The sequence below is a fragment of the Methylobacter sp. genome (assembly GCF_030680395.1).
Classification (GTDB): Bacteria; Pseudomonadota; Gammaproteobacteria; order Methylococcales; family Methylomonadaceae; genus Methylobacter_A.
The window spans coordinates 25,972-38,288 of sequence record NZ_JAUXVR010000042.1; the positions used below are offsets into that span (position 1 = coordinate 25,972).

The window sequence follows — 12,317 nt, forward strand, 5'->3', positions numbered from 1 at the left end:
AATTGGAATGTAATATTTTTTAACTGGAGTTTGATTTGAAACCGGTAAAAGTGGGTGTATTAGGATTAGGTACTGTCGGTGGCGGTACAGTTAATGTGTTGAAGCGAAATGCGGCAGAAATTGCCCGCAGGGCTGGTCGTGAAATCATCATCACTCGTGCTTCGGCTAAGGATTTAAGCAAGCAGCGTATTTGCGATACGCAAGGCATCGCCTTAACGACCGATCCTTTTGAAATCATCAATGATCCCGAAATTGAAATCATTCTGGAATTAATCGGCGGGGCAGGGCAGGTCAAAGATATGGTGTTAAAAGCCATAGAAAACGGCAAGCATGTCGTTACCGCCAACAAGTCGCTTATTGCGTTGCATGGCAACGAGATTTTCGCCAAAGCCAGCGAAAAAGGCGTAATCGTGGCCTTTGAAGCCGCTGTTGCCGGCGGTATCCCCATCATCAAAGCCATACGCGAAGGTTTAAGCGGCAACCAGATCGAATGGCTGGCGGGCATCATCAACGGCACGGGCAATTTCATCCTGACTGAAATGCGCGATAAAGGCCGTGATTTTGCAGACGTATTAGCCGAAGCGCAAGCCTTGGGCTACGCAGAAGCCGATCCTACTTTCGATGTGGAAGGCATAGACGCAGGTCATAAGCTAACCATTCTGGCTTCGATTGCATTTGGCATTCCGTTGCAGTTTGACAAGGTTTTTACCGAAGGCATTACCAAAATTACCCGTACAGATGTCGAGTACGCGGAGCAGTTGGGTTACCGTATTAAACATTTGGGTATCGCCCGTAAGACGCCGGAAGGTATTGAACTAAGAGTGCATCCGACCTTGATTCCTGAGCGTCGTCTTATCGCCAACGTCAACGGGGTCATGAATGCCATTTTAGTCAAAGGCGATGCAGTTGGTCCCACGCTTTATTATGGTGCCGGCGCCGGAGCCGAACCTACTGCGTCCTCGGTAGTTGCCGATGTGATCGATGTGGTCAGAGCCTTAACCAGCGACCCCGAAAACCGCGTACCACATTTGGCATTTCAGGCCGATGCATTAGCCGACATACCGGTATTGTCTGCGGACATGTTCCACACGGCGTATTATTTAAGGTTGAATGCGGAAGACAAACCGGGAGTTTTGGCTGAAGTAACCCGTATTTTGGCCGAGCATCAAATAAGCATTGAAGCGATTAGCCAAAAAGTACCGCAGGATAATGAAACGTCGGTACCGATTATCATACTGACCCAGGTCACCCTGGAAAAAGAAATGAACGCGGCTATCGCAGAAATTGAAGCATTAAAAACCGTTACCGGTAAAGTCAATCGCATCCGTTTGGAAACTTTAGGATAAATAAAAACATGTCTACGCACAAACACTACACCGGTTTAATTGAACGTTACAGAGATCGTCTGCCCGTCAGTGAAACCACTCGCATCATCAGCTTGAACGAAGGCAATACGCCGCTGATTCAATTGCAAAATATCCCACGATTGATCGGCAAATCGGTTGATATTTACGTCAAGTTCGAAGGCTTGAACCCGACCGGTTCGTTTAAAGATCGCGGCATGACCATGGCGGTCACCAAGGCCGTAGAAGCAGGCAGTCAGGCCATCATCTGCGCCTCAACCGGCAATACCTCGGCCGCTGCCGCAGCGTACGCGGCGCGCGCAGGCATTAAAGCTTTCGTGTTAATACCCGACGGTAAAATCGCCTTGGGCAAGCTGGCGCAAACCCTGATGTACGGTGCAGAAATTATCCAGATCAACGGCAACTTCGATAAAGGCATGGCGCTGGTAAAAGAAGTCGCCGAACATGCGCCGGTCACCATCGTTAACTCGATCAATCCGTTCAGAATCGACGGACAAAAAACCGCCGCCTTTGAAATTGTCGACGAGCTTGGTTTCGCTCCCGATTATCATTGTTTGCCGGTCGGCAATGCCGGAAATATCACGGCCTACTGGAAAGGCTATACTGAATATGCCGCCAGTCGCGTGTGCAGTACCCGCCCGGTCATGTGCGGTTATCAAGCTGCCGGGGCTGCACCGTTTTTAGCCGGTCACATGATCGATGAACCGGAAACCATTGCTACAGCCATACGCATCGGTCACCCGCAATCCTGGGATTTTGCCTGGGCTGCACAAAAAGAATCCGGCGGCTGGTTCGACAAGTTTACCGACGAACAGATTTTAGCTGCTCACAAAATGCTGTCCCAGTTTGAAGGCATCTTTTGCGAACCTGCCTCGGCGACTTCTTTAGCCGGAGCCTTATCTGACATCGGTTCCGGGAAAATTCCCGAAGGCAGTAAAATTGTCTGCACCTTAACCGGTAACGGCTTAAAAGATCCCGATACGGCTATCTCGCAATGTGCTGCCGCACATCCGGTGACGATTGACGCCAGTCTGGAGGCGGTTAAGAAAGCTATTTTGGATAGCTTATAATTAGAATATCGTAACGTGAACCATTAATAACTGATATTACGCAACAGTGAAGAGAGGTGAGTTAAGATGGACAAGCCCATATCATCATTAATGGATAAGCACGTTACAACGGTAGACTTTAACGATACCATCTTCAAAGTTGAAGAGATAATGAATTCACGCAAACTATCGTTTGTCGTCGTGATTGACTCGAATGGGAGTTGTTTTGGTGTAATTAGTTATCCGGATATCTTGCATTTTCATGTGAAAAACAGAAACCCAAAAATCGAGCGTGCTTGGGAATTATGTACACATAAAGTTATTGAAGTAAGTTCGGATACGTCTTCCAGAGAAACAGCCAAGCTAATGATAAAGAATAAAATTCATCACATTGTCATAACTGAGAATGAATCCATCGTAGGCATTGTTTCATCAAACGATTTTGTAACGGAATACTTGAAGCAAAATCCTTAACTACTAAACTAGTCCGTTGCGCTGATTCCCAAGCTTGAGCTTGGGAATCAGCAAATAATGCAAAGCCGACTTTTGTCGGCTTTTTTATTGAGAATCCCATGTATTATCAAGGCGTAAAAAAAACCATAATTACCCGTCCCGTCCCGAAAAAGCGCTCTAACTTGGGTGAGATGCATCCGGTATTGGAACGTATCTTTTTAGCCAGAGGGTTAACTTCGGAAACAGAATTGGACAGGACACTGGCAAAACTCCCGTCGCCGTGGCTGTTATCGGGTATGGAAGCTTTGGTGGGGCATTTGATCACTGCGATCAATGAGCAACAGCGGATTTGCATTGTGGCCGACTTCGATGCCGACGGTGCAACCAGTTGTGCGGTAGCTATCAAAGGCTTGCAATTATTGGGGGCAGGGGAGGTTTCATTTGTCGTGCCAAACCGGTTTGAATACGGTTACGGCTTGACGCCTGAAATTGTCGATCTGGTTAAGCTGCAAAACCCTGATGTCATTATTACCGTTGATAACGGTATATCGAGCATAGACGGGGTTAGGGTAGCCAAAGAGATGGGTATAAAAGTCCTGATTACCGATCATCATTTGCCGGCCCATGAATTACCTGCTGCCGATGCTATCGTAAATCCCAATCTGGTCGATGATAAATTCCCTAGCGGCGCACTTGCCGGTGTCGGCGTTATTTTCTATGTATTAATGGCTTTAAGGAGCCGGTTAAGAGAAAAAAACTGGTTCGAACAGCACCAGGTTCAAGAACCCAATCTCGCTCAGCTGCTTGATTATGTCGCATTGGGTACGGTCGCCGACGTGGTGGCACTGGATCAAATCAACCGGGTTCTGGTTCATCAAGGTTTATTGAGAATACGCACGGGACGCTCGCATCCCGGGATAAATGCGCTTATCGAAGTATCTGGCAGAAGGCCTGAAGCCATTTTTGCTACCGATTTGGGCTTTGCGCTGGGGCCAAGGCTTAATGCGGCAGGACGCATGGATGACATGTCGTTGGGGATTCAATGCCTGTTAACCGAAGATCCGACGCTGGCAAAAACAATGGCGCTGCAACTCGATGAGCTGAACAATGACCGACGGGAAATCGAAGGGCAAATGAAAAACGAAGCGATGGCTTTGTTAAGTGAAATGAAAAAGCTTGATGAACACCATTTGCCAGCGGGGGTTTGCTTGTTTGACGCAAACTGGCATCAAGGTGTTATCGGTATTTTGGCATCGCGGATTAAGGATCAGTTGCATCGCCCCGTTATCGCTTTTGCGCCTGCCGGGAAAGACGAGATAAAAGGTTCCGCGCGCTCAATTCCCGGCGTGCATATTCGTGATGTCTTAAGCGATATTGCAGCGCTGCACCCTAAATTGCTGAGCAAATTCGGCGGTCACGCAATGGCTGCGGGCATGAGTATAAAAATGCACGACTATCCGCCTTTTGCGTTGGCTTTTGGTGCTTTGGTCAGGAAGCGTCTAGCGACTATCGACTTGGAGCAGAAAATCTATTCCGATGGCGAGTTAACCGAACAGGAAATGACTATTGAGTTTGCCGATTTACTCCAAAACGCCGGCACTTGGGGGCAGGAATTTCCGGAACCCGTATTTGACGGGGTTTTTGATGTTATTCAATCGCGCATAGTCGGGCAACGTCACCTTAAATTAGTGCTGAGAAAACCGTTCGGCGACTTGTTAATCGATGCGATTGCTTTTTATGTGGATAAGCCGGAGAGCTGGTTGGGTTTGCGGCACATTAAGGCGGCTTACAAACTGGACATCAATGAATTCAGGGGTAATCGCAGTGTGCAGTTTATAGTGCAGTATCTGGAAAAAATCACATAAAAAAAGGGCGGATAAACCGCCCTTTTTTGTATAACGTAAATCTTATTTGTTTGTTTCTGCCGGTGCTGCAGGTGCAGGTTCCTCAGCTTTGGCGGGTGGTTCTTCGGCTTTGACAGGCTCAGCCGCTGCGGGTGCTTCTTCAGCAGTTGGAGTTGCGGGCTCTGCAGGAACAGCAGCTCCAGTTTTTGGTTCTTCAGTCAGCGGAACTAATATTTCTACTTTTGCCTGTTTACGCAATGTTTCTATCATATCCTGAACTTTTTTACGTTGCAGGAAAGGCGTAAGTTGCTCTTTAACCGCTTCCAATGATGGCGGTGTTACCGGACGAGAATCTTCTTTCAAAATTACATGATAGCCAAACTGGGTCTTAACAGGTTCTTTGGTGTATTTGCCTTTTTCAAGTGCGGCCACCGCTTCAGAGAAAGGAGGAACCATTTGTGCGGCAGAAAACCAGCCTAAATCGCCGCCATTTTGTGATTCTTTAGCGTCTAATGAATTCTTGTTGGCTAATTTGGCAAAATCTGCACCTTTGTTCAACTCGGCAATCAGTTTTTTAGCTTCTGCTTCGGTTTTAACCAGGATATGGCGTGCTTTAAATTCGATTCCCTTTTCAGCAGCTACTTTACTATCGTATTCAGCTTTGATTTCCGCATCGGTTACCGGATTAGCTTTGATGAAGTTTTGCAGGCCGGCTTGAGTTAATAATGCCTTTCTAGCGGCATCAAGCTGCGCGGTGAATTCAGGTGATTTGTCCAGTTGCTTTTGCATTGCATCCTGAACCAGTAATTCGCGCTGAACGAGTTCTTCAACCAGTTTTTCCTTAGGAAAGGTTTGTCCGTGGCTACGCTCGGCGATTTCTTTTTCCAGCGTTTCCAGTGTCGACTTGGCGATATATTGGCCGTTGACAACAGCAACAGCATCGGCTTTATCAACCGCAGGTGCAGCGGTTGTAGCAGGAGCGCTGCCGGCATTAGTGGCTTTTTCTTGATTACAGCCGGCAATCAATGCTGTGCCGACAACAAGTAGAGGGATGAATTTTTTTTTCATTTATAATCTTCCTTTGGTTTCTTCAGAGGGTGAGAGAGCATTTATGCCTAAGGCATGAATTTGTTGTTTCATCATGTCGCCCAACGCATTATAAATAAGCTGATGTCGCTGAACTAAAGATCTGCCTTCAAAAATTTCAGCGACAATGGAGACATGATAGTGTCCGCCGCCGCTACGTGCACCGGCATGTCCGGCATGAGCCGCACTGTTATCAATAATTTCCAGAAGTTCAGGTTTAAAGGCATCATTTAACAGTTGTTTAATTAGCTCGGATGTCATTGTGGAAAGACCTTTTTAAATGGTTTAACGGTAACCTTGGCATAAACCCCGGCATCGATATAGGGATCGACGTCCGCCCATTGTTGGGCAGACGTCAGACTGTCAAATTCGGCAACCACCAGACTGCCGGTAAAACCGGCTGCGCCGGGATTGTCACTGTCAATTGAGGGATGGGGACCTGCCAAGGCCAGTCGTCCGGCATCCTGTAGTTCTTGCAGTCGCTTAAGATGCGCCGGGCGTACGGATAGTCTTTTTTCAAGGCTATCAGCTACATCTTCACTGATAATGGCGTATAACACGTTTTATTTCTCGGTATCGGGGATATGTTTATATAAAAAAACCATTTGCAGCAAGATAAAAACAACCATTAAAGCCGGTACGCCAAATGTTTTAAAGGTAACCCAATCATCAGTATTGTAATTGTACATCACATAAAGGTTGATAAAGCCTACACTGATAAAAAAGAAGCCCCACATGGCGTTTAACCGTTTCCAGATTAATGCGGGTAAGGTTAAGCTGCCGGACAGCATTTTTTCAATGAAAGGTTTTTTACCGACAAACTGGCTACCCAAAAAGGCAGCGCCAAATAGCCATTCTATAATGGATAATTTCCATTTGATAAATTGCTCGTCCTGCAAATAAAGAGTTGCGCCTCCCATCACCAGAATCAACCCCAAGGTAATCCATTGCATGGTTTCAACCTTGCGGTGTTTAAACCAGGCGTAGGCCACTTGAATAATCGTTGCCGCAATAACAACGGCGGTAGCGACATAAATATCGTAAAGCTTAAACGCAATAAAAAATAAAAGAATAGGGAAAAATTCGAAAAGCTGTTTCATAGTAACTGAAGGTAGGGGTGATCAGGCGTAAGCATCTATTCCTGTTATCAATTGAGCACGTTGATCTTGCAGCGGTGCATTGAATGCCTGATTATAGGCAGAAAGTGCTCTTAAGGTTCGTGAGTCGGTTGGTTTAATAATATTGTCTTGGCCTGACAAATCAATGGCTAAGCTAACATTATCCAGTGTTTTTTTAATCTCTTCAGGTGAAGAGGGTTGATTGAATTTTTTATTTTGAGCGTCTTTTGCGACAGATAGTTCATTTTCATCTTTATTTTGCGCACTATTATTCCTACCGACTTTCTGGTTAAGGCCTATGGGCGAAAAAGTTAATGATGAATTATGAACTCTCATATTTAAAGCGGGTTGCTACGCAAATTTAACACAGTTCATTGTAAAATCTTTAATGAGGAATGTACATGCTTGAATAGTTGTTTCTGCTAGAATGAGCATTATTTTTGGAGTAAATCAGTGGATAAAAGCACACAAACACAATTAGAAGCGGCTGCATTCAGACGCTTAGTCAGTCATTTACAAAAAAACACCGACGTTCAAAATATCGAGTTAATGATATTGGCGGATTTTTGCAGAAACTGCCTAGCTAAATGGTATATGGCGGAAGCGATAGAGCAGGGCATAGCAATGGATTACGAGCAGGCTAGAGAAATCATTTACGGCATGCCTTATAAAGAGTGGAAAGATAAATTCCAAACCGAAGCTACAGCCGAACAGTTGGCTGCCTTCGACTGTAAACAACAAGCCAAATTATAATGACTGACAAATCACAATACGACGCCATATTTTCCGGCGTGATCGGACAGGATTATGAACTGCTCAATTTAATCTGCCCCTTAGCAACCCAAATGAGCCGCCTGGTAGGTGTCGCAGCCTCTGAGTATGCCGCTCAAGCGGCCGACAATCTGACTGTTGTAGAGCTAGGCGGCGGCACCGGTATTACCACCTTATCATTATTAACCGCGTCAGATAAACTCAATATCCTAAGTATTGATAACGAACCGGTTATGCAGGAACAGGCCAAAAAACATCTGCACAAATGGGCGGCAGAAGGCAAACTGGCTTTTTGCGGCGATGACGCCTTGACAGCGCTAAAAACCATAACGACTGACAGCGTCGATATAGTGGCTTCGGCCTATACCTTGCACAACTTTCTCGATACTTATCGCGAAGAAGCCATACAAGAGATTTTCAGGGTTTTAAAGCCCGGCGGTCAATTCATTAACGGCGATCGGTATGGTCTGGACGATGTTTCCAAGCATACGCGCACTATACAGCAGGAAGTTAGCGGTTACTTCAAGGTGTTAACCCGAATTAACAAACTGGACGTGCTGGAGCATTGGATAGTGCATTTGTTTAACGATGAATCGGAAAATCACGTTATGCGCGAATCGGTAGCATTAGAGCAGCTACGCGATACTGGATTTTCAAGCATCACTCTTAGTCACAGACTTGAAGTCAATGCGCTGGTGACAGCCATAAAACCCGGTTTATAAAATTATCCATGAAACATATAATCAATTACTTCCTGCTGCTTATTGCCACAGTTCAACTAAACGGCTGTGTAAGCTTGGGCAAAGGTGTCGCTGAAGCCTTTCTGGAAAATCAGCAATCGGTTGATACGCGTCTTTGCGAAATATGGGGAAAACCATTTAAAGGAATCTCGCCGTTTCTGGACAACAAGCAAGGCAAAATGAAAGTTCTCATGGTGCATGGGGTAGGGGATCACTTACCGGGCTACTCCACACAGTTTTTAGAAAAATTGGCAACAGAATTGAATTTGCCTGTAATGTCAAAAGAATACAAAAACATTACCCTGACTACCCCTGGGCCTGATACCAGCAAAAATCTGGGCAACTTAAGAATTCACCGTTTATTAAGTAAAGACAGAAGCAGAGAATTATTGTTTTATGAATTAACGTGGTCTGTCATTACCGCTAAACAGAAAGAAGTACTCGCTTATGATAATTCGGGAGAATATTCCTTCCGGAGAACCGAAGCAAATAATCTGCTTAAAAAGTTCACTAACGATGCAGGTCCCGACTCTATTATGTATCTGGGCGCAAGCAAGGAGGACATATTAGTGTCCTTCAGTCAATCTTTGTGCTGGATGACCAAGAGCAATTGGGATAGCTTGCCTGACAATATGACGCAAGCCTGCTCCTTTAATGATGACACTGCAGCAGCGAATATTCGTATTGATCAATATGCTTTTGTTTCACACAGCCTGGGTAGTCGTATTATCATTGATGGCATGCAGCACATTGCTACCTTAATGGACAAGCGCGATGCTGATTTCACTGAAGCTTTAAAAAATAAAGAAATCCCTATTTATATGTTGTCCAATCAACTGCCCATGCTGCAGTTAGGCTGTAAATTACCGGATATAAGCAATCAGAAAGATGCATATTGCCAGTCGAGTGGCAGTCAGTATAACCAACGCATGTTAAGTAAAATGCCCATCATTGCCTTCAGTGATCCTAACGATGTGTTAAGTTATGCGATTCCGCATGGTTTTGTAGATAAGTATTTTGACTCAAGGCTATGTATTGATGTGACTAATATCAATATCAATATAGCAACCATCTTTGACGCATTCAGCATAGGCAAACTGGCCAATCCTGTTGATGCGCACATAGGCTATGACACTGATGATCGAGTGGTTGCGCTTATTGCTAAAGGCATTGGTAACAAGAATGCCGCCAAGATTGTGAATGATCGTTGTCGGTGGATTGAAACGATAGAGTAGAAATGAAAAATCAATAACTGCAATACTATAAAAGCTGACTCATACTGGATAGGTTTCAGCTTTTGGTTGCGCATGAAGTTCTTGACGTTGGTTTGTTTGTCGGCGGTAAAGCGAATTGATTCAATAGGGAGGTTATTATCGCCGCTAAAGCCAGCGGATTAAAAACCTGATGGTGTTAATTTTCTTGCTGATTCCCGTTTAAGAAGGTTAATTGACCTATTTTATGCTCGTTTTCATCCCACATAACAAGTAATCCATTTTTCTTCCCATTTCTATAATTTGTTTCAATATATTTCTTTTTATTTGAGTGATATTCTCGATGTTTGCCAGTGAAAGGTTCATCTTCCTTAGCAATATAAGCAAGATCATTTCTAATCTCCAGCTCTTCTGAAGTAACTATTTCTTTCGGCTTTGCATCTTTTAAAACATTGGTTTTATCTTTGACTGTTTCTTTCGGCTTTATATATTTTAAGATATTATTTTCAGCGTTAACTCTTTTCTTCAGCTTCTTATTTTTCAAAATTTTAGACTTGGCGTTTGCTTGCGATATTATTTCCGCTAAAACTCTAGCGTCAGCACTACAATCTGAAATAAAAAAGGCTATAACTAATATAAATATTATGTTTTTCATTTAAATAATCTGGCTTTAGACTTATTTATAATACTTGTGTAGTGCATCTTTTCAAATTTCTGAAAATGACAATTACCAGCTAGAAAGCTGATAAGTCTATCATAGCCCCATGGCAGCTTAGAACAAGCATAATGATAGACATGGTATTAATTTAACATAATATACATTATGCGAAGTCTTTTGTGCCCATATCAGAAAGCGACTGGCGGCCTATTTATTGCGTTAGAAGCGCTTTTCTTCGCAATCCACTTACCAAGCCAAATACCGCACACGTTTAAGAAAATGCATGATAGACCGGAATGCATTGAAGCCCCGAACGGCAATTTGACGCATTGATAGTTTGCTAGTTGGTATCGTGCTGGGGTCGTCAATCGGGAAATCCGGATCTTGCCTATGTATTTGGTGATATAGCCGGTGCAACCGTAGTTACATAGCCAGCGGCGATCGTGGTAGATACGAGCCATCCGTTGAACGACTACAAGCCGCGTAGCTACGAGCAACTCGTCATCCTGACAGTAATTACAGTGATATGACCAGCATTGATACCTATTGTCCCTACCTCCAATTCATGATAGCTTTTTTATGGGTTAATATTAAAAATAAAATGATTTATTACAACTCAAAATCAGGAGAGCTATTATGAAGATTGCACTTGGAATTGTATCCGGACTTATTGTTTTGCTGGGAGTAATGTTCATTTTAAATAGACGAAAAAAATGCTCATCATGTTCATCAAAAGAGACATTGACAAGTAAGCAAAAAGCCCTTGAACAGGAAAAGCAACGGCCGAAAATCAAGTCAGCCGCCAAAATCGCAGTTAATGTTGAGCCTACCTCTGTAAATGATCATGAGTCCGTCAATAAGCCCATAAGCAATGCTGGGGCTTTAGTAAAACCCCAAGCAAAAGAAACGGAGGCTGTACCTGCACAAAATAACAGTAGTGGATTCCCTCAAGATTCAATACAGAGACGGCATTACTTAACGCACTTATGCATGATGATTGAAGCGCTTGCTCCTCAGTGTCCTACAGACTCTGTTTTATGCCGTCATTACTATATGATGTTGATTACCAAAATAGATCAATGCTTAAACGATAAAAAGGTAATGGAGAAGCTGATTTACGATTATGAGAATCTCAATGCATAGAATGCGCTGAGCGCAGTGAAGCGCATCAATTCACTATTACGAGCGATGCGCTTCATATTTCGGCACACAGCCATAACCCACATGGATGCGGGAAATACAGATATTGCCGGAGCAAATCCTGGCCATGCAGTCGTCTTCACTCAAGGGAGAATGGGTAGGATTAAAAGTTGATAAATAAAGACCCCATAATCAAGTGATGCATAGTGTTATTGGTATGGGTGGCATCATCCAGATATTGGTTAAGATACCCCGCTTCAGCTCGGAAGCTTTTATTAAAGGTCCAGCCTAGGCCCGCAAACGCACGATTCTGATCGAAACCGGACTGGCCGCCGAATTTGGTTGAATTGACCCGGATGAAAAATTCGTCCCAGGTAATCAGGCTTAAACGCGGCTCGAACGCCAGCGGATGCATAAATCGCAGCATCTGGCGAGGCCTGAAACGAACATCATCGCCTTGTATGAAGTTGCTTTCAAATAGGGTTCTAAAGCTGAAAGTTCCCATATCGGTCGGTAAGACATAACGAAACGCCGGCCAGACATCTTGCTGAGAAACGTAGCTCTTGCCGACATTTTGAGTCGGCAACCACGTATAGCCTGCCCAGATAGTGGCTCGATCGCTGAGTGAATAGCCCAGCGCCGCACGTGCCATACCCTGATACCAATGATTCCAATCGTCGTCGAAACGGGATTGACCTTCCAGCCAGATACGCCCTTTTTCCAACTTGGGATCCACGACTTTCAAACTGCCCTCGCCTATTATTTGCAGCCAGCTACCGGCATCCTGAAACAAGTCATCTGCCATAGAGGCCATGCTGAAAGAACTCAGAATTACGGCGGCGATTCCCCATAGCTTCATTTTTTTAATCATATTGCTTACCTA

Annotated in this window: 15 protein-coding genes; 8 read left to right on the forward strand and 7 right to left on the reverse strand. The window is 44.4% G+C overall.

Annotation, left to right across the window (positions count from 1 at the left end):
* The first annotated feature begins 35 nt into the window (after nucleotides 1–35).
* From Q8L79_RS17075 to recJ, 4 genes are all read left to right on the forward strand, one after another.
* On the forward strand, nucleotides 36–1,346 hold the full coding sequence (locus Q8L79_RS17075; protein ID WP_305273706.1) for a homoserine dehydrogenase: 1,311 nt from the start codon (nucleotides 36–38) through the stop codon (nucleotides 1,344–1,346).
* 8 nt (nucleotides 1,347–1,354) lie between these two features.
* A complete protein-coding gene (thrC, locus tag Q8L79_RS17080) occupies nucleotides 1,355–2,434 on the forward strand; it encodes a threonine synthase (RefSeq protein ID WP_305273708.1) in 1,080 nt (359 codons plus the stop codon).
* A 66-nt stretch (nucleotides 2,435–2,500) separates the two neighbouring features.
* Nucleotides 2,501–2,887: a cyclic nucleotide-binding/CBS domain-containing protein gene (locus Q8L79_RS17085; protein WP_305273710.1), complete on the forward strand. Its 387-nt coding sequence runs from the start codon at nucleotides 2,501–2,503 to the stop codon at nucleotides 2,885–2,887.
* A 98-nt stretch (nucleotides 2,888–2,985) separates the two neighbouring features.
* Entirely contained in the window at nucleotides 2,986–4,731 is a 1,746-nt protein-coding gene (recJ, locus tag Q8L79_RS17090; protein ID WP_305273713.1) for a single-stranded-DNA-specific exonuclease RecJ, read from the forward strand.
* 42 nt (nucleotides 4,732–4,773) lie between these two features.
* Here the strand turns inward: recJ and Q8L79_RS17095 are convergent, their stop codons facing one another.
* Genes Q8L79_RS17095 through Q8L79_RS17115 form a run of 5 tightly spaced genes read right to left on the reverse strand, consistent with a single transcriptional unit; the run spans nucleotide 4,774 to nucleotide 7,250 of the window.
* A complete protein-coding gene (locus tag Q8L79_RS17095) occupies nucleotides 4,774–5,778 on the reverse strand; it encodes a peptidylprolyl isomerase (RefSeq protein WP_305273714.1) in 1,005 nt (334 codons plus the stop codon).
* Nucleotides 5,779–6,057 (reverse strand): BolA family transcriptional regulator, encoded by a 279-nt coding sequence (locus Q8L79_RS17100; RefSeq protein ID WP_104428150.1) that lies wholly within the window; start codon nucleotides 6,055–6,057, stop codon nucleotides 5,779–5,781.
* Nucleotides 6,054–6,356, reverse strand: coding sequence for a YciI family protein (locus tag Q8L79_RS17105; protein ID WP_305273715.1), 303 nt, complete (start codon nucleotides 6,354–6,356; stop codon nucleotides 6,054–6,056). Before Q8L79_RS17105 ends, Q8L79_RS17100 begins: the two co-directional genes overlap by 4 nt.
* Nucleotides 6,357–6,359: 3 nt before the next feature.
* Nucleotides 6,360–6,896, reverse strand: a complete 537-nt coding sequence (locus tag Q8L79_RS17110) for a septation protein A (RefSeq protein WP_305273716.1) — start codon at nucleotides 6,894–6,896, stop codon at nucleotides 6,360–6,362.
* A gap of 21 nt (nucleotides 6,897–6,917) precedes the next feature.
* Nucleotides 6,918–7,250, reverse strand: coding sequence for a hypothetical protein (locus Q8L79_RS17115; protein ID WP_305273717.1), 333 nt, complete (start codon nucleotides 7,248–7,250; stop codon nucleotides 6,918–6,920).
* Nucleotides 7,251–7,367: 117 nt separating this feature from the next.
* Between Q8L79_RS17115 and Q8L79_RS17120 the strand changes: the two genes are divergently transcribed.
* The 3 genes from Q8L79_RS17120 to Q8L79_RS17130 are packed head-to-tail and all read left to right on the forward strand — an operon-like array spanning nucleotide 7,368 to nucleotide 9,660.
* On the forward strand, nucleotides 7,368–7,667 hold the full coding sequence (locus Q8L79_RS17120) for a DUF1244 domain-containing protein (RefSeq protein WP_305273718.1): 300 nt from the start codon (nucleotides 7,368–7,370) through the stop codon (nucleotides 7,665–7,667).
* Complete coding sequence (locus Q8L79_RS17125) at nucleotides 7,667–8,407, forward strand: class I SAM-dependent methyltransferase (protein ID WP_305273719.1); 741 nt, start codon at nucleotides 7,667–7,669, stop codon at nucleotides 8,405–8,407. The genes Q8L79_RS17120 and Q8L79_RS17125 overlap by 1 nt, the downstream gene beginning before the upstream one ends.
* An 8-nt stretch (nucleotides 8,408–8,415) precedes the next feature.
* Nucleotides 8,416–9,660, forward strand: coding sequence for a hypothetical protein (locus tag Q8L79_RS17130; RefSeq protein WP_305273720.1), 1,245 nt, complete (start codon nucleotides 8,416–8,418; stop codon nucleotides 9,658–9,660).
* A gap of 175 nt (nucleotides 9,661–9,835) precedes the next feature.
* Here the strand turns inward: Q8L79_RS17130 and Q8L79_RS17135 are convergent, their stop codons facing one another.
* A complete protein-coding gene (locus Q8L79_RS17135) occupies nucleotides 9,836–10,291 on the reverse strand; it encodes a hypothetical protein (protein ID WP_305273721.1) in 456 nt (151 codons plus the stop codon).
* Between the two features lie 639 nt (nucleotides 10,292–10,930).
* Between Q8L79_RS17135 and Q8L79_RS17140 the strand changes: the two genes are divergently transcribed.
* Nucleotides 10,931–11,437: a hypothetical protein gene (locus Q8L79_RS17140; protein ID WP_305273722.1), complete on the forward strand. Its 507-nt coding sequence runs from the start codon at nucleotides 10,931–10,933 to the stop codon at nucleotides 11,435–11,437.
* Between the two features lie 160 nt (nucleotides 11,438–11,597).
* Here the strand turns inward: Q8L79_RS17140 and Q8L79_RS17145 are convergent, their stop codons facing one another.
* The gene (locus Q8L79_RS17145; RefSeq protein WP_305273723.1) at nucleotides 11,598–12,305 is read right to left on the reverse strand and encodes a DUF2490 domain-containing protein; all 708 of its coding nucleotides are present in this window, start codon (nucleotides 12,303–12,305) and stop codon (nucleotides 11,598–11,600) included.
* Nucleotides 12,306–12,317 lie beyond the last annotated feature (12 nt).